This window comes from Pseudomonas sp. CCI1.1 (genome assembly GCF_034348165.1).
Classification (GTDB): domain Bacteria; phylum Pseudomonadota; class Gammaproteobacteria; order Pseudomonadales; family Pseudomonadaceae; genus Aquipseudomonas; species Aquipseudomonas paracarnis.
On sequence record NZ_CP133780.1, the window covers coordinates 5,570,219 to 5,585,410 of the forward strand.

Genomic DNA, 15,192 nt, shown 5'->3' on the forward strand with positions numbered 1-15,192 from the left:
ATACCCTGCTGCATGCCTACATGCGGTGGGGGTTGATGCGTCTTGAATCGGCCCACTGCTGCTAAGCTTATCCACAATTGCTGGGACAGAAATCAGCAATCCGTCCTGGGTCAATTTTCAATCGGCAGGGTGGGTCAGTTTTCAATCAGCGCCAACACACGACCATATGTTCCTGGGGAAATCACATGAAGAAAACGCCAAGCGAACCTTGTGGGTAGTGGCTCTGACCGTCGTAATGATGGTTGCTGAAATCACCGCAGGTTATCTCACTGGCTCAATGGCGTTGCTTGCTGATGGATTTCACATGGCAACACACGCTGGAGCACTTGGCATAGCCGCAGCTGCTTACGGTTACGCAAAAAGACATGCCTCAAATGCTCGCTACAGTTTTGGAACTGGCAAGGTTGGAGACTTGGGTGGCTTCGCATCTGCTCTGATTTTGGGACTGGTCTCTTTGGGAATTGCCGGAGAGTCGCTATTTCGTCTCTTTCAACCGACTCAAGTGCAATTCGGGACAGCGACTCTTATCGCAATTGTCGGATTAGCAGTGAATGTGGTGAGCGCGCTTTTGCTGTCTGGCGGTCATAATCATCACCATGGGCATGACCACGGCCAAGATGAATCTCACCATGCACATGGTCATGACAATAATCTGCGCTCTGCTTATATTCACGTCATTGCAGATGCACTGACTTCGGTTCTGGCCATCGCAGCACTGCTTGCTGGTCGTTACCTTGGTTGGGTCTGGCTCGACCCTGCAATGGGGATTGTGGGTGCAGTTGTCATCGCACGCTGGGCTTGGTCGTTGATGCGGGTGACTGCGAGTGTATTGCTAGACCAGACAGATGATCATGTCGCTGAAGAGATTCGTGAACTGGTTGAGCGACAGGGAGATGCTTCGATCATAGATCTTCATGTCTGGCAGGTAGGGCCGCAAGCCCGCGCCGCTATTGTGAGTGTTCTAGGCAGCCCAGCAGTGAATGCACAAAACATACGAGAACGGCTTGCGACAGTTCATGAGATCACTCATCTGACAGTTGAGTACCGCACGAAGCCGGGCGCTGTTTCACCCGATCAGGTCGCCGTTCAGGCTTAGCAATGAGCCCGTAGTTCGCATAAGTTCGCCGAGGAATTGACCAATGGCCAAGGACATCGAGAATCCGTGTACTTCTGTCTGCCAGTTGAACAGCGAACTGTGCGTCAGCTGCGGTCGCACCAAGGAAGACATCAGAAAATGGAAACGAATGAAGCGTCCAGAAAAAATGGCCGCTGTACAACGCGCGACCCTGCGTCTGAAAAGCCTGCAAAAAAAGAACTCTCAAACCACTGTAATTTAACTTTTCTACGCTTTCAGCCGAGACAGATGTCCAGATTCGGAAAGGCAAGCTGAGTGGCAACGCCACCCGAACTTAGCACTATCGTGGTCAGATGCGCAGTGCTTGTCAGCAGACGGAGCATGGCGTCATCTCAAATTGTTATTGAGGACAGCGGTACGGGGTTATCCGATTCGGCGCAGGCGCGCCTTTACAGCTTGTTGCTGATCGTCCTTTGCGTATTGCTTGAGAATGAAATCAACATAGCATGTCCCGCTGCATGGCCATGAGCTGGGACCATGCTGTGGCCGAATGGATGAGGTGGGATTAGTTTGCGGGGTATTCAGCAATGACCTGATCTACGCCGGCTTTGGTCAGGCCGATTATTTGGTAGGTCTCATGTACTCCGTCGACTTCCATTCCTGGAGAACCTGCTGGCATTCCAGGAGCAGCGATCCCGAGAAGGTCGTCACGCTTACTCATCGCAATTATTTGCTCAACTGGCACATGACCTTCAACAAACTTCCCGTTGATCATCGCAGTGTGACAAGACGAGAGTCGTGGAGCGACACCTAGATCTTGTTTGACAGCACTCATGTTGGTTTCTACATGATCAATGACGGTGAAGCCATTGGCCTCAAGATGCTGAATCCATTTTTTGCAGCATCCGCAGTTTGCATCTCGATGCACATCGATGGTCAGGGCCTGCGCCGCTTGAGCCGTTGAGCCGATGAACAGCGCAGCGAATGTTGCAATACGCAGAAATCGACTTGAAAGTCGGAAGCTACCTGTCATGAATATTTCCTTTTCCCTTGGAGACGGCGAGATGTTCTACGAAGCAATAGAACCCCACTCAAGCGTTCATGCCGCTGCAAAGGTTACATTGAAGGATCTACTTTAGAGTCGGGGAGCCAACTCCCCGATCATTTGAATTCGTAGGGCTAGTGCTCAAATCGCTCAGAACCACATCCGAATACCAGCTACAAACCGGGCCTCGTTTGTCTTTTCCCCTTCATCGCTGGCTAGGTCAGCCGTCTTACCATATGAGCGATTCCAGCTAACACCAATGTAGGGTGCGAATTGACGAGTAATTTCGTAGCGCAACCGCAGGCCTAGTTCGGTGTTGGCCAATCCAGATCCTATGCCGCGCTGAGGATCATTTTTCCCGTACAAGTTTACTTCGGCGGTCGGCTGCAAGATCAGGCGATTGGTCAACAGGATGTCGTAATCGCCTTCAAACCGAGCTGCGGTTTGACCGTTCTCACCAATATAAGCAGTCGCTTCAGCTTCAAAGTTATAGAGGGCCATGCCCTGAATACCGAGCGCTCCCCATGTTTGAGGTGACCCAGGTTTGAAGTCTTGTCGAATGCCGGTGACGACATCCCACCAAGGACCGATGGCGTGTCCCCACAGAGCCTGAAGTTCAGCGTTCTCGGTTACGCCATTGGTACGTTCGCCTTCCGAACGCAACCATAGGCGATCGACGTCACCGCCGATCCACCCTTTTGCATCCCAAGCCAGCGCACTACCGTTGTCAGCGTCTTGGTACTCAAATTTATCCAGGAGGATGAACGAGTTAATTTTTTTATCGTGCACACCATGGCCTGGTAAGTCTGGAAAAGCGGCGGCCCGGTCAGCGTCGGTAAGTACGGGGATTGGGGTTCGGCTTGTGGTAGTCGCCCCTCCATCCATGCTTTCCATACCGTCCATTTGCCCGTTATCGCTGTGATCCATAGCCCCCATCTTGCTATGGTCCATGGCTCCCATTGAGCCGTGGTCCATCTTGGAGTGATCCATCGCGGCATCTTTCGGTTTGGCGGGTTTGGATTTTTGTGCAGTTGAAGACTTTGCGTCCGCACTTGATGGCATCGCCATCGACGGATCCATCTCTTCAGCGGCTTGAGCCATGAAAAAGAATGCTGGACCGGTAGAGACTGCAAGTGCCATCAGCGTTGGGCGTAAAAACTTACTGGTCATGATCTCAATCTGCCTTTTTGGTTTTTTGGTCATGATCCATCGACTCATGGCTCATCTGGCTATGGTCCATCGCCCCGTGATCTAGCTTCGAATCGTTTGCCGTTGCTGGCTTGTCCGTTGCTGTAACAGGAACAGTGGTTGAATGGTCGCTGCCATTTTCCTCTGCCAGCACCGTGGACGAGAGTCCACCCAGCAGGACAGCGGCAAAGAGGCAACCCACGAGGGAATTACGATTTCGGTATGTGCTCACAGATCGTCTCCTTTACTCATCAACCCGTACTTCACGGAACATGCCCATTTCCATATGGAAAAGCAGGTGACAGTGATATGCCCAACGGCCTAAGGCATCAGCGGTGACTCGATAGCTGCGTTTGGTACCTGGTGGCATATCGATCGTGTGCTTGCGCACCATGAACTTGCCGTTCTCGTCCTCAAGGTCACTCCACATGCCGTGAAGGTGGATGGGGTGTGTCATCATGGTGTCGTTCACCAAGGTGATGCGCAGACGCTCGCCATACTTCAGGCGCAGCGGTTCGGCGTCAGAGAATTTGATGCCGTTGAACGACCACGAAAACTTCTCCATGTGACCGGTCAAATGAAGCTCGATGGTACGATTTGGCTCGCGGCCGTCAGGGTCTTGGAAAGTGCTTTTCAAGTCGGAGTAAGTGAGCACTCGACGACCATTGTTCCGCAAGCCTATGCCCGGATCACTTAGCTTTGGCGTTGGATTCATGGCTTGCATATCAACCAGGGGATTGTTGGTTTCAGAGGCAGGGTGTGTCTGCATTTCTCCACCCATACCACCCATGCCAGCCATCCCTGACATATCACCATTGCCCATCCCAGCCATCTTGCTGTGATCCATGCCCGCCATGTTAGTCATGTCACCGCTGTCCATGCCGGTCATCCCGGTCATGTCACTTTGGTCCATACCGGTCATCTTGCTGTGGTCCATGCCCGCCATGCCCGCCATGCCGGACATGTCACCTGGTGTCTTCTCTGCGCCGCCCATACCAGCCATGCTGCCATGGTCCATACCAGCCATACCGCCCATCCCCATGTCATCCATAGTGACGATTGGACGTGGATCTATAGCAGGTACCTGAGCAACTAGCCCTTCACGAAGAGCGAGGGTTCCGCGTGCATAACCCGTCCGATCCATAGACTGGGCGAAGATGGTGTAAGCCTCTTCACTGGCAGGCTCTACGATCACGTCATACGTTTCAGCTACGGCGATGCGGAATTCGTCAACACTCACTGGGTTGACGTGTTGGCCGTCGGCGGCCACAACGGTCATTTTCAAACCAGGAATGCGGACGTCGAAATAGCTCATCGCCGAGCCGTTGATAAAGCGTAGTCGTAGCTTCTCACCCGGCTTGAAAATACCGGTCCAGTTACCGTTTGGCGCCTGGCCATTCATGAGATAGGTGTAAGTATCTGCGCTGACGTCTCCAAGGTCGGTTGGGCTCATGTTCATTTCAGCCCACATCTTCCTGTCAGCTACTGTAGCTGACCAACCTTGCTTACTGACATCGTCGATAAAATCACCAACGGTGCGTTTATGGTGGTTGTAGTAGCCCGACTGTTTCTTAAGCTTGGCCATGACGCGACTAGGATCTTCATCGGTCCAATCAGTCAACATCACCACATAGTCGCGGTTGTATTGAAAAGGTTCAGGCTCTTTCGAGTCGATAACGATTGGCCCGTAAACCCCTGCCTGCTCCTGTAAGCCCGAGTGGCTGTGGTACCAGTACGTACCATTCTGATGAACCTTGAACTTGTACTCGTACATGCCGTCGGGTGCGATGCCATGGAAACTCAAGCCAGGTACACCGTCCATATTGGCCGGCAGAATGATCCCGTGCCAATGGATTGAGGTGTCTTGGTCCAGGCGGTTTTTTACACGCAGGGTGACTGTCTCTCCTTCGCGCCAACGCAGCAAAGGTCCTGGCAATGATCCATTGATGGTCATGGCTGTTCGCGGCGAGCCGGTAATGTTTACAGGTGTTTCACCAATAAACAGATCAAATTCATTGCCGGTGAGTACGCTCGGCAGACCTGGACTTGTCACCGCCCATACTGGAGTGCGCCAAAGGCCAAAGCCGCCGAGAATGCCACCAGCGGCCAAGCCTTTTACGAATGTCCGTCTAGAGGTTTTGGAATGCATGCCGTTTATTTCCAATCAGTCAAAAGGGAAGCCGTGCGAAACAACCGATCATGAGTTGCCCGGATCAGCTTTGCCCACCGTCACAAAAGACAAACTCTTACGGCAAGCGAGCTCAGAAATTGCCACATTTAAACCACCGCAGTGATTACATTTCTGTCAGCTTGGAGGGCTAGCTATTTAGCAATTCTTGTGATCCATCGCCTTGGCTTTGCTTTCAGCGACGGGATGTTGGGCATTTTGCGTTTGAGCTACTCGGTACGATTCCATCGAATTATTCCTGGCCACTTCCATGCGTGCGAAAGTCCGGTCACCACCCCCTTCAGCCATAGCCAAAGAAGAGACGGTCAGAGCCGCGATGACGAACAAGGTTTTGATAGGGTTCATTTGGGGGGCCTCGGATGATTATTGGTGACCCCTGAATCCACATCAGTCGTTGACTCTAGGGGGTGAGCTTGAGGCTCAATAGGACTATAAGACTCATCCCCTGTCAGGAAGCTTAGGCCAATATTACAGTTGTGTCAGGTTGCGATATTTCTCTTGAGATGCAGAGTGATTAGTCCGTAAGGTCTAAGCTATCCAACGACACATAACCTCCATCCACCATCTAAAATTTACCTGTGCGGCGTTGTAAGTTTCCGGTCACTGCACGATGGCGTGGCGTTTTTTGAGTTTTTCGCTGAAATCATACATCGGCTCGGACGCACTACGTTAAGCACTTGAGTGTTCGATAGGTGGGAATTAAATGGCAGCGTAACTAAAGGTGGCCACCGGTGAGTATTAATTTTGACAAAGCGCTTGGCTCCGCAGAAAGAGCATTACGTTTTCGCAGCCAACGAGCTGAGGTACTTAGCAATAATATCGCTAATGCCGACACTCCTAACTTTAAGGCCAGGGACTTGGACTTTTCTGCTGTACTGGCTAGCCAAACAAAAGGAGGTTTGGCTACTCCGTTCTCTTTAAAAACAACAAACCCAAAACATATTGCCGTAAACGAATTAGTAAGTGATATTCACGGCGGTGCTTTGCTTTACAGTACGCCGAACCAACCTTCCATTGATCAAAATACTGTGGATCAACAGGTCGAGGTCGCAAAGTATACGGAAAATGAAATTCATTTCGAAACCGCCTTTACTAGATTAAATGGAGCATTTAAGGGGCTACTTAAAGCTCTGCGAGGTGAATAATAAACTTTACCCAGCGAGGGAATCAGCGCCTCAGGCGCTGATTTGGGAAGGGAAACCGAGTGCTTCGACAGTTTTACGGACTTGCTCTGGGTTTTCACTGCTTTCAACGCTTACCTTACCTGCTGCGCGATCCACGGAAATCATAGCCTCGCTGTCCAGTGACTGAATTGCTTTGGTGATTTTGCTGACGCAGCTACCGCAACCAATGCCTGATACGTTTAAGACGAACATGGTTATTCCTCTTGTGCTGAGCAGTCTATTTTCACCGCAACAACAAGATCAACGTTGACACCACGGTAAGGTCAAGAGTTATGTATAGCGGGCTGTGAGCATCGGTTACGCTCATTCAATTCGGGTATTCCTCAGCCTCAAAGCATTGAAAACTACAGACGCAGAACTGACGCTCATGGCTAACGCAGCAATCATTGGAGACAGAAGGTGCCCCGTCAGTGGATAGAGCAGGCCTGCGGCGAGGGGAATACCCATTGAGTTGTAAAGGAAGGCGAACCCCAAGTTTTGCCGCATGTTTTTTACCGTTGCAACCGAAAGTGCCCGTGCCCGTAAAATCCCCATCAGGTCGCCTTTTACCAGCGTGAGCTGCGCGCTATTCATCGCGACGTCAGTCCCTGTACCCATGGCAATGCCCACATCTGCTCGCGCCAAGGCCGGTGCGTCGTTGATACCGTCGCCGGCCATGGCAACCTTTCGACCGGATTGCTGGAGGTCCGCCACCAGGCGCTCCTTGTCCTGAGGTTTCACTTCACCATGAACCTCTTCAATACCCATCTCCTTGGCGACAGCACGTGCGGTGGTGAGCCCGTCTCCCGTGGCCATGATGATTTTTACGTTATCAGCCTTAAGCTTGGTGACTGCTTCTTTAGAGGTCGGTTTTATCGGGTCTGAGACCGCTAGTAATCCTGCCAAGACCCCGTCAACTGCTAGATAGATGATGCTGATGCCTTCAAGGCGCAACAACTCTGCACGTTCTTGTAAGACCTTTGTGCTCACGCCGGCAGCTTCCATCAGTGCAGTGTTGCCCAGCTGTACTTTCTTGCCATCAACGAGACCACTCACCCCAATCCCTGAGCCGGACTCAAACGATTCAGGCTTGGTGAGCGCAATATTTTCAGTTCGGGCGTGATCGACGATGGCGTGTGCCAAAGGATGTTCGCTGCCTTGATCAAGGCTAGCGGCCAGTTGAAGCACATCGCGTGGGTTGAAATCTGGTGTGGCCTCCACACTGTGAAATACCGGCCGTCCCTCTGTCAGGGTTCCCGTTTTATCGACAATCAGTGTGTCGATCTTGCAAAGGTTTTCGATGGCACTGGCATCTCTGAACAGCACACCCATACTGGCGGCTTTACCCGTCGAAACCATGATCGACATGGGCGTTGCCAGACCCAGAGCACAGGGACAAGCGATGATAAGCACGGCGACAGCGTTGATCAGGCCGAAGACCCAGCTGGGTTCCGGGCCGAACAGTCCCCAACCTATGAGGGTCAGCAACGCAATCGCGATAACCGCCATCACAAAGTAGCCGGCGATCGAGTCGGCCATTCGTTGCATGGGCGCTTTGGAGCGTTGGGCTAGTGCGACCATTTGTACTATCTGCGACAGCATGGTGTCAGCGCCGACCTTTCGCGCCTCCATCACCAAGCTTCCATGAGTATTAAGCGTGGCACCGATCAGACTATCCCCTGCTCTTTTCATGACCGGCACAGGTTCACCAGTGAGCATGGATTCATCCACCGCACTTTCTCCCTCGAGTACAGAGCCATCAACTGGCACTTTTTCACCAGGTCTGACCCGCAAATGGTCTCCCAAGTGAACATGGGTAAGAGGAATGTCTTCCTCCTGACCATCGGCGTTGATCCTGCGTGCAGTCTTGGGAGATAGGCCAAGAAGGGACTTAATGGCGGCGGAGGTTTGTGACCGTGCTTTGAGCTCAAGAATCTGCCCAAGCAAGGTGAGCGAGATGATGACCGCAGCGGCTTCGAAGTAGACGCCGATGCGTCCATCTTGCATGAAGGTGGTGGGAAAACTTTGGGGAAATAGGGTTGCCGCGACGCTGTAAAGATAGGCTGCGGCAGTACCTAAACCAATCAGAGTCCACATGTTTGGACTGCGATTTCTAACGGATGCTATGCCTCTTACAAAAAAGGGCCAACCTGCCCATAAGGTGACCGGAGTGGCAAGAGCGAACTCGATCCAGTTTTGAACCGAACCATGGAAGATTTGTAATGAGTGACCCGCCATGGCTAGAAGGGCCACCATTACGGTTAAAGGCAGCGACCACCAAAAGCGGCGGGTGAAATCCAGGAGCTCGGGTTTGTCATCGTCATCAAGCGCGGGCATGACGGGCTCTAATGTCATGCCACATTTAGGGCAATTGCCGGGCCCTGGCTGTCTTATTTCCGGGTGCATAGGACAGGTAAACTCAGTGGCTACCTGTAGCGTGGGCTCTATAGCGGCGCTGCTGGGTTCAGCGCTGGGATGATTACCAATGTAGCGTTCTGGATCTGCCCGAAATTTCTCTTGGCATTTCTGGCTACAAAATTGATACGTCTGTCCTTGGTAAGACTCGCCAAATTTACTTGGAGGTATAACCGCCATACCGCACACCGGGTCGCGTAGACCACCGTCATTGGGTGAGGCAGCGTGGGCGGGACCGTGATCGTGGTGGCTCGGTGGAGTGGGCATAGCTATTTCTCTTCCTTGTTGGTTCCTGCCTGATCGCCATGGTCATGTCCGCCATGTCCATGTCCAAAAAAATGCATCAATGGACAGATCAACAGGATGAGGTAGGGCAAATACGGATAAACGTGGGTGAAATGTTCCCGCACCCCGTAAAAGGCACCGATCGCAATGAGCATGATCAGTACAACGCCTGTTTTGCGCCTCCAAAATGGTGGGGAGGTGCTTCCAGCCGGATGCTGATGCTTATCCATGATCTAGACCCCGTGTGTGAGCGTGTTGCTCTGATCTCTGCCTCAGAGCATAGCGAACTCTTGCGTCGACGCGGTTTTAGCGGTCGGTTCAGGCTTACTTCAAGTCAAATTGACCGACCATCCCCGACTGGTAATGACCTGGCACGTTGCAGGCAAATTGAAGTCCAGTTGTGTTGTTGAAGGTCCAGATCAACTCCTTGGTTGCCCCTGGCTCGATCAGCACGCTATTCGGGTCGTTGTGTTCCATTCCAACCATCTTCATGCCTCCCATGCTATGGCCCATGTTGCCCCACATTTTTCCAGTTCCGGTGGGTGTAAGCGTTCCATTCTGGAACATGCTCGCCATTTCTTTTTGGTGCGCCGCGTGAGCAGCGGCTTGGCCGATATTGAACTCGTGCAGCAACGCCCCTTTGTTGTGAAGTACAAAGCGAACCGTTTCACCGGGCTTTACGTCGATGCTTTTAGTTTTGAAGAAAATATCACCCATCTCTACATCAACCGTGCGAGTGACCTCTGAGGCGACTCCAGGCTGACCGATATCCTCTTTCCCATGACCTACGCTGGCCATCGCCGTAGCGCCGAGGAGTAGGGTGATTGCCGCAATAACTGGAGTAATGAGCTTAGTTTTCATGGTGACCTCGAGAGCCAGTGGAAAATACTAGCTATGCTAAAGGGATAGAGCTGAGCGTTAACTGACTTGAACACTACATTTCTGTCAGTTTTCCTGAGAAAACACGGCGCCCAGATGACGCCGTGTCTAGTGGGCGGTTCAGAGAGCCCCGTAGGAGTTATTCGGTTACTGATGGTTCTCAGAAAGCATCAGTTTGTGCTCGCGCTGCATTTGGTTCAAAACGTCATCAACCATGGCGTCGTGTTTTTCCATCCAGGCGAGATGTTCCTGAGGTGACATTGATGCTTTTGGATGATCTAGATGAAGCTGGCCCATGATCTCGCCCAGTATTTTCATATGCTCGGCCATGTGAACATGGCGCTGCCCTTCAGGAGCTTTTTCAGCTTGTACCAAGGTCGCTTCGGCTTTATCGCGCAGGCTTTCCATGCGCTCCATAATCCGATCTGCACCACCTTCAGCCAACGCAGATGCTGAGATGAGTATCGAACTAGCAAAGAATAGGACTTTTAAACGGTTCATGAGGAAGCTCCTTTTTGATTTGTTTTCCGGCTCCTCTAGCTTTCATGGTTAAGAGTCGGTCGAGCACCAGAAAGTACTCATGCTCGAACCCTAGACAGCACTCGCTGACATCTACCTGAAGCCAATATTACTTTTCTGTCAGTTGCTGGTTGGCAGAGGCATTTCATTGCAGACTCAGCCTCACAATTATTCGAGAGCCATCCCCATGAGACTTCTGGTTGCGGAAGACGAACCCAAAATAGGTATTTATTTGCAGCAAGGACTCACCGAGGCGGGGTTCAATGTTGATCGTTTTACCAATGGCAAAGACGCGCTTCAGCACGCCTTGAGCGAGGCGTATGACCTGCTGATTCTCGATGTGATGATGCCTGGGCTGGATGGCTGGGAAGTACTTCAGAAAGTGAGAGCATCCGGAAAAAATGTCCCTGTGCTTTTCCTCACGGCGCGAGACCGAGTTGAGGATCGGGTAAAAGGACTTGAGCTGGGGGCTGACGATTACCTGATCAAACCCTTCGCATTTTCTGAATTGCTGGCTCGCGTCAGAACGCTGCTGCGTAGAGGTACCACTGCCCCCTCCCAAACCCATATGAAATTGGCTGATTTGGAGGTGGACCTCCTCAAACGCAGGGTTATCCGCGCAGGCAAACGTATAGATCTAACGGCCAAAGAGTTTGCGTTGCTCGAATTGCTGCTCCGTCGTCGAGGTGAGGTTCTGCCCAAGTCGCTTATTGCTTCCCAGGTCTGGGACATGAACTTTGACAGCGATACTAACGTCATCGAGGTTGCTGTCAGGAGGCTCAGAGCAAAGATTGATGATGATTTTGAGGTCAAGCTTATCCACACCTCTCGAGGCATGGGGTACATGCTGGATGCGCCGGATTCGGGGACGGGGTCGGAATGAAGCGAATGTCCCTGACTACGCGCATGAGCCTGATGTTCATGCTAGCTGTAACGGCTGTGCTCACCGTCGCTGGACTCAGTTTTAACAACCTCAGCCGGCATCATTTCAAGATGCTGGATCAGCAGGCGCTGAACGAAAAGCTTCACTCGACGCAAAGAATTTTGACTGGGTTGAACAGCATTGATCAATTCAGTGATGTTAAGCCTGAGCTGGAGGCACTGCTTGGTGCTCATCGTGATTTGACAGCTCTTATCATCGATGGTGACGGTAAGCTCCTGTTTGCTGACCCAGGTCCGATCGTAGTTCCTGAAGACTTCCGAACGGTCACAAACAGCAATGTCTGGGAGTGGCGAGACCAGGAGCAGATATTTCGAGGCGTGACGGCGCAAGCCATAGTGACGGGGCAGGACAAGCCATTGACAGTGATGTTGATCTTTGATGTTACTCAACATATGGCCTTCTTCGAGACGCTTGAACGATGGTTTTGGATAGGACTGGTGATAAGCGCGCTGGTCAGTGCTGCACTGGGCTGGATGGTAGCGCGTAGTGGACTACGACCTATTCGCCTAGTCACTCAGGTAGCAGCTTCGATGTCAGCTAAATCGCTCAAAGAGCGTATTCCATTAGGTCCCGTTCCCCAAGAGCTCCAGCAGATGGTGCTCTCGTTCAACGCAATGTTATCTAGACTGGACGATGCGTTTGTTCGTTTATCGAACTTCTCTGCGGACATTGCTCACGAATTACGGACACCCGTTAGCAATTTGATGACTCACACTGAAGTGATTTTATCTAGAAAAAGAAATATTGAGGACTACGAGGACAATCTGTACTCAAATCTTGATGACTTGAAACGTATGGGACGTATGATTGATGACATGCTTTTTCTAGCGAAATCAGATAACGGTCTAATTACACATGAAAACAAACCGATTGACCTGGTAGCAGTAGTAGAGAAATTACTCGAGTACTACCGTTTGCTGGCTGATGAGCGAGGGATCGACCTGAAGGTCACAGGCAGGGGTAGCGTCCGAGGTGACGTACTCATGCTCGACAGGGCCATCTCTAATCTGCTCTCAAATGCGCTCCGGTACACCCCCGAAGGAAAGTGTATTACTGTCGATATTCGGCAGAAAGGAACTTCAATATCAGTCTCTGTGGAGAACCCGGGAGAGCCCATTGCGTCCGAGCATCTTGAAAAGCTGTTTGATCGATTTTATCGCGTGGACCCAGCTCGCAGAGAAGGAAGTCCAAGTAATGCAGGGCTAGGTTTATCGATTACTCGATCTATCATTGAAGCGCATGACGGAAAAATATGGTGTACGTCGTTAAACGGAATAACAGCCTTTCATATTGAACTCCCATGTGCTGATGCAAGAAAGGTCTAAGACACCTTGTTCATATGTATGCAGGCAACATGTGGTTAGCTCAATAGGATCGTTTTTGGATGAGAGAAAACTCTTGGAGCGTTCCAAAGAAAGTCGCGTATTTGGCGCCGTATCCGGGCAGATCAGTGCCAAAAACCCGCCCCAAGCTGACTGAAATGTAATCGAACAGTTTGCGTTCATGTGGCATCGTGTACTCGCACTGTGACGTTGGAAATCTTGTGATTCCTCCCTGTCCAGCCGGCCCTAGAACACGGAATTTGCTAGGTATTCGTCAGTGGTTTTAACGAGCGTCAAAAAGTAAAAAACTAGATATTCCCTAAAAACCTAGAACCAACAGCTTTTGCTGTCAGGAGTCTTGCATGTCATTCCTTAAAACTACCACCGTAGCTGTTGCGCTGACTGCGGGTTTGCTTCTGAGTGCAGTTGCTCAGGCGCATCCAAAGCTGGTTTCTTCTACTCCCGCTGAAGGATCGGATGCGGCGGCTCCGTCTAAAATCGAACTGCACTTTTCTGAGAATCTAACGACTCAGTTCTCTGGTGCAAAGCTGATTATGACCGATATGCCTGGTATGCCGAATTCACCTATGGGCGTAAAAGCTAACGTGGCAGGTGGCGGTGATCCGAAGACGATGGTTATTACACCCGCATCGCCATTGACCACGGGTACTTACAAAGTCGAATGGCGTGCCGTTTCCTCGGACACTCACCCGATTACCGGCAACTTTTCTTTCAAAGTGAAATGATTCATGAGCGACTCATTAAATATCGTTGTTCGCTTTGCTCTTTATTTCGACCTGATGCTGTTATTTGGACTGGCAATTTTTGGTCTTTATAGCCTCAGGGGAAAAGAAAGAATATCGGGAACAGTTTTGAATTTTGAGTCGCTTCTTTACAGTACTTCTGCTGTAGGTGTAGCTCTGTCCCTTGCCGCCATGTTGTTACTTGCGAAAGCAATGAGTGGCGTGTCGGGTTTCATGGAGCTACATCACCATATCTTTCAAATGGTTCTCATGGGGACTGACGTCGGTTTGACCTGGATGGTCCGAATAGGGGCGTTGGTGACGGCCATTATTGGCGTTTCCCTGAACAAGCGCTTTCCAACACTGAGTCTTTGGATTGTCACTGTCTGTGGCGCGATTGCGCTAGCGACGCTGGCATGGACAGGGCACGGAGCAATGGACGAGGGGAGCCGTCGCTACTGGCACTTTATTAGCGATATCTTCCATCTTTTGGCCGCAGGCGGTTGGTTGGGTGCGCTAGCGGCATTTGCCCTGCTGCTGCGTTTGAAATCACTGAAAGGTGAGCGAGAAGCACGAATTCTTGCTCGGGTACTGACAGGGTTTGAATCGGCCGGCGCGGTGATTGTAGTGATCATCAGCATTACGGGAGTGGCGAACTACCTATTTATCGTTGGGCCAAATCTGGATGAGGTGATGCTCAGCACTTATGGCGAGTTGCTATTTTTGAAGGTCCTGCTCTTTGCCGGGATGATCGTATTAGCGACGCTCAACCGTTTTCACCTAAGCCCGCTCTTGGAACGTTCTGTTCGAAATGGAGACTATGCTGTCGCGGTCAATGCCTTGCGCCGTAGCATGAAGCTCGAATTTTCAATGGCAGTCATCATTATTTGTCTAGTCGCATGGTTAGGTACTTTAAGCCCGGTCATGGAAATGAGCGCGGCATAGCGGTTGGTGATGGCCGACTAAGGAGTCTCAAGGGTGAATTGTAAGGGCCATTTGCACCGTCTACACTCCAGCTCATGAAACGCTACCTGCGGTTTTGCCTAATTTTCCTGATTAGCTTGGCGCTTCCCCTCAGCGGGATGGCGGGTGTTCAGACATCGATTGAACCATGCCCGATGAAAACCATGGGCATGGCGATGATGGATGGTATGGGGCAAGACTGCTGCCACGACATGAAAAGTCCCACCGAGCATGGCAAACCTTGTAAGCCCGGTCAGGAATGCAAAACTGGCGGCATGTTGCAAGTATCGATCATCAAGCCTCCTATCACCCTGTCCAGTCCTCTCATTCTATCATTCTCCAGCCATTTCCCGCTCGTACAAACCTCTTCAGGGGTATGGCGACCCCCACGTACTTGATTCCTGTACCACACTGAGCCTCATTCCGCGTTAGCGGGATGGCATATCTGCGCGCATGTCTTATGA

At 51.3% G+C, this 15,192-nt stretch carries 18 protein-coding genes; 8 read left to right on the forward strand and 10 right to left on the reverse strand.

Features of this window, described 5'->3' with window-relative positions; translation table 11 throughout:
- Positions 1-166: 166 nt before the first annotated feature.
- Both dmeF and RHM69_RS25145 read left to right on the forward strand, forming a co-directional pair.
- Positions 167-1,096 (forward strand): CDF family Co(II)/Ni(II) efflux transporter DmeF, encoded by a 930-nt coding sequence (dmeF, locus tag RHM69_RS25140; RefSeq protein ID WP_322255320.1) that lies wholly within the window; start codon positions 167-169, stop codon positions 1,094-1,096.
- 43 nt (positions 1,097-1,139) lie between these two features.
- Positions 1,140-1,337 (forward strand): DUF1289 domain-containing protein, encoded by a 198-nt coding sequence (locus RHM69_RS25145; protein ID WP_008437450.1) that lies wholly within the window; start codon positions 1,140-1,142, stop codon positions 1,335-1,337.
- A 303-nt stretch (positions 1,338-1,640) separates the two neighbouring features.
- Here the strand turns inward: RHM69_RS25145 and RHM69_RS25150 are convergent, their stop codons facing one another.
- From RHM69_RS25150 to RHM69_RS25170, 5 genes are all read right to left on the reverse strand, one after another.
- On the reverse strand, positions 1,641-2,108 hold the full coding sequence (locus RHM69_RS25150; RefSeq protein ID WP_008437448.1) for a DUF411 domain-containing protein: 468 nt from the start codon (positions 2,106-2,108) through the stop codon (positions 1,641-1,643).
- A gap of 162 nt (positions 2,109-2,270) precedes the next feature.
- Complete coding sequence (locus RHM69_RS25155; RefSeq protein WP_008437443.1) at positions 2,271-3,323, reverse strand: copper resistance protein B; 1,053 nt, start codon at positions 3,321-3,323, stop codon at positions 2,271-2,273.
- Positions 3,295-3,540 (reverse strand): hypothetical protein, encoded by a 246-nt coding sequence (locus tag RHM69_RS25160; RefSeq protein ID WP_024073347.1) that lies wholly within the window; start codon positions 3,538-3,540, stop codon positions 3,295-3,297. Before RHM69_RS25160 ends, RHM69_RS25155 begins: the two co-directional genes overlap by 29 nt.
- A 12-nt stretch (positions 3,541-3,552) precedes the next feature.
- A complete protein-coding gene (locus tag RHM69_RS25165) occupies positions 3,553-5,457 on the reverse strand; it encodes a copper resistance system multicopper oxidase (protein ID WP_008437439.1) in 1,905 nt (634 codons plus the stop codon).
- 177 nt (positions 5,458-5,634) lie between these two features.
- Positions 5,635-5,841 carry a co-regulatory protein PtrA N-terminal domain-containing protein gene (locus RHM69_RS25170; protein ID WP_019821302.1) on the reverse strand — a complete coding sequence of 69 codons (207 nt, stop codon included), beginning with the start codon at positions 5,839-5,841 and terminating at the stop codon, positions 5,635-5,637.
- 386 nt (positions 5,842-6,227) lie between these two features.
- On the opposite strand from RHM69_RS25170, the gene flgB reads away from it, so the two are divergent.
- Positions 6,228-6,641, forward strand: a complete 414-nt coding sequence (gene flgB / locus RHM69_RS25175; protein WP_008437437.1) for a flagellar basal body rod protein FlgB — start codon at positions 6,228-6,230, stop codon at positions 6,639-6,641.
- A gap of 30 nt (positions 6,642-6,671) precedes the next feature.
- Here the strand turns inward: flgB and RHM69_RS25180 are convergent, their stop codons facing one another.
- From RHM69_RS25180 to RHM69_RS25200, 5 genes are all read right to left on the reverse strand, one after another.
- A complete protein-coding gene (locus tag RHM69_RS25180) occupies positions 6,672-6,872 on the reverse strand; it encodes a heavy-metal-associated domain-containing protein (RefSeq protein WP_008437435.1) in 201 nt (66 codons plus the stop codon).
- 111 nt (positions 6,873-6,983) lie between these two features.
- Positions 6,984-9,341, reverse strand: coding sequence for a heavy metal translocating P-type ATPase (locus RHM69_RS25185; RefSeq protein ID WP_024073349.1), 2,358 nt, complete (start codon positions 9,339-9,341; stop codon positions 6,984-6,986).
- Positions 9,342-9,343: 2 nt separating this feature from the next.
- Positions 9,344-9,589 (reverse strand): DUF2933 domain-containing protein, encoded by a 246-nt coding sequence (locus RHM69_RS25190; protein WP_032899631.1) that lies wholly within the window; start codon positions 9,587-9,589, stop codon positions 9,344-9,346.
- 94 nt (positions 9,590-9,683) lie between these two features.
- Positions 9,684-10,220, reverse strand: a complete 537-nt coding sequence (locus RHM69_RS25195; RefSeq protein WP_008437431.1) for a cupredoxin domain-containing protein — start codon at positions 10,218-10,220, stop codon at positions 9,684-9,686.
- 165 nt (positions 10,221-10,385) lie between these two features.
- Entirely contained in the window at positions 10,386-10,739 is a 354-nt protein-coding gene (locus tag RHM69_RS25200) for a co-regulatory protein PtrA N-terminal domain-containing protein (protein ID WP_008437430.1), read from the reverse strand.
- Positions 10,740-10,944: 205 nt separating this feature from the next.
- Between RHM69_RS25200 and RHM69_RS25205 the strand changes: the two genes are divergently transcribed.
- From RHM69_RS25205 to RHM69_RS25225, 5 genes are all read left to right on the forward strand, one after another.
- Positions 10,945-11,640, forward strand: coding sequence for a heavy metal response regulator transcription factor (locus RHM69_RS25205; RefSeq protein WP_008437429.1), 696 nt, complete (start codon positions 10,945-10,947; stop codon positions 11,638-11,640).
- On the forward strand, positions 11,637-13,025 hold the full coding sequence (gene copS / locus RHM69_RS25210; protein WP_008437425.1) for a copper resistance membrane spanning protein CopS: 1,389 nt from the start codon (positions 11,637-11,639) through the stop codon (positions 13,023-13,025). Before RHM69_RS25205 ends, copS begins: the two co-directional genes overlap by 4 nt.
- A gap of 359 nt (positions 13,026-13,384) precedes the next feature.
- Positions 13,385-13,768: a copper homeostasis periplasmic binding protein CopC gene (gene copC / locus RHM69_RS25215; RefSeq protein ID WP_008437424.1), complete on the forward strand. Its 384-nt coding sequence runs from the start codon at positions 13,385-13,387 to the stop codon at positions 13,766-13,768.
- 3 nt (positions 13,769-13,771) lie between these two features.
- Positions 13,772-14,710, forward strand: coding sequence for a copper homeostasis membrane protein CopD (copD, locus tag RHM69_RS25220; protein WP_008437423.1), 939 nt, complete (start codon positions 13,772-13,774; stop codon positions 14,708-14,710).
- 74 nt (positions 14,711-14,784) lie between these two features.
- Complete coding sequence (locus RHM69_RS25225) at positions 14,785-15,126, forward strand: hypothetical protein (protein ID WP_073844967.1); 342 nt, start codon at positions 14,785-14,787, stop codon at positions 15,124-15,126.
- The last annotated feature ends 66 nt before the right edge of the window (positions 15,127-15,192 follow it).

Bases quoted from the DNA above. Each gene is read 5' to 3' on its own strand.
- dmeF (WP_322255320.1), top strand. From the start codon at position 167: ATGTTCCTGGGGAAATCACATGAAGAAAACGCCAAGCGAACCTTGTGG.
- RHM69_RS25145 (WP_008437450.1), top strand. From the start codon at position 1,140: ATGGCCAAGGACATCGAGAATCCGTGTACTTCTGTCTGCCAGTTGAAC.
- RHM69_RS25150 (WP_008437448.1), bottom strand. From the start codon at position 2,108: ATGACAGGTAGCTTCCGACTTTCAAGTCGATTTCTGCGTATTGCAACA.
- RHM69_RS25155 (WP_008437443.1), bottom strand. From the start codon at position 3,323: ATGACCAAAAAACCAAAAAGGCAGATTGAGATCATGACCAGTAAGTTT.
- RHM69_RS25165 (WP_008437439.1), bottom strand. From the start codon at position 5,457: ATGCATTCCAAAACCTCTAGACGGACATTCGTAAAAGGCTTGGCCGCT.
- RHM69_RS25170 (WP_019821302.1), bottom strand. From the start codon at position 5,841: ATGAACCCTATCAAAACCTTGTTCGTCATCGCGGCTCTGACCGTCTCT.
- RHM69_RS25180 (WP_008437435.1), bottom strand. From the start codon at position 6,872: ATGTTCGTCTTAAACGTATCAGGCATTGGTTGCGGTAGCTGCGTCAGC.
- RHM69_RS25185 (WP_024073349.1), bottom strand. From the start codon at position 9,341: ATGCCCACTCCACCGAGCCACCACGATCACGGTCCCGCCCACGCTGCC.
- RHM69_RS25190 (WP_032899631.1), bottom strand. From the start codon at position 9,589: ATGGATAAGCATCAGCATCCGGCTGGAAGCACCTCCCCACCATTTTGG.
- RHM69_RS25195 (WP_008437431.1), bottom strand. From the start codon at position 10,220: ATGAAAACTAAGCTCATTACTCCAGTTATTGCGGCAATCACCCTACTC.
- RHM69_RS25200 (WP_008437430.1), bottom strand. From the start codon at position 10,739: ATGAACCGTTTAAAAGTCCTATTCTTTGCTAGTTCGATACTCATCTCA.
- RHM69_RS25205 (WP_008437429.1), top strand. From the start codon at position 10,945: ATGAGACTTCTGGTTGCGGAAGACGAACCCAAAATAGGTATTTATTTG.
- copS (WP_008437425.1), top strand. From the start codon at position 11,637: ATGAAGCGAATGTCCCTGACTACGCGCATGAGCCTGATGTTCATGCTA.
- copC (WP_008437424.1), top strand. From the start codon at position 13,385: ATGTCATTCCTTAAAACTACCACCGTAGCTGTTGCGCTGACTGCGGGT.
- copD (WP_008437423.1), top strand. From the start codon at position 13,772: ATGAGCGACTCATTAAATATCGTTGTTCGCTTTGCTCTTTATTTCGAC.
- RHM69_RS25225 (WP_073844967.1), top strand. From the start codon at position 14,785: ATGAAACGCTACCTGCGGTTTTGCCTAATTTTCCTGATTAGCTTGGCG.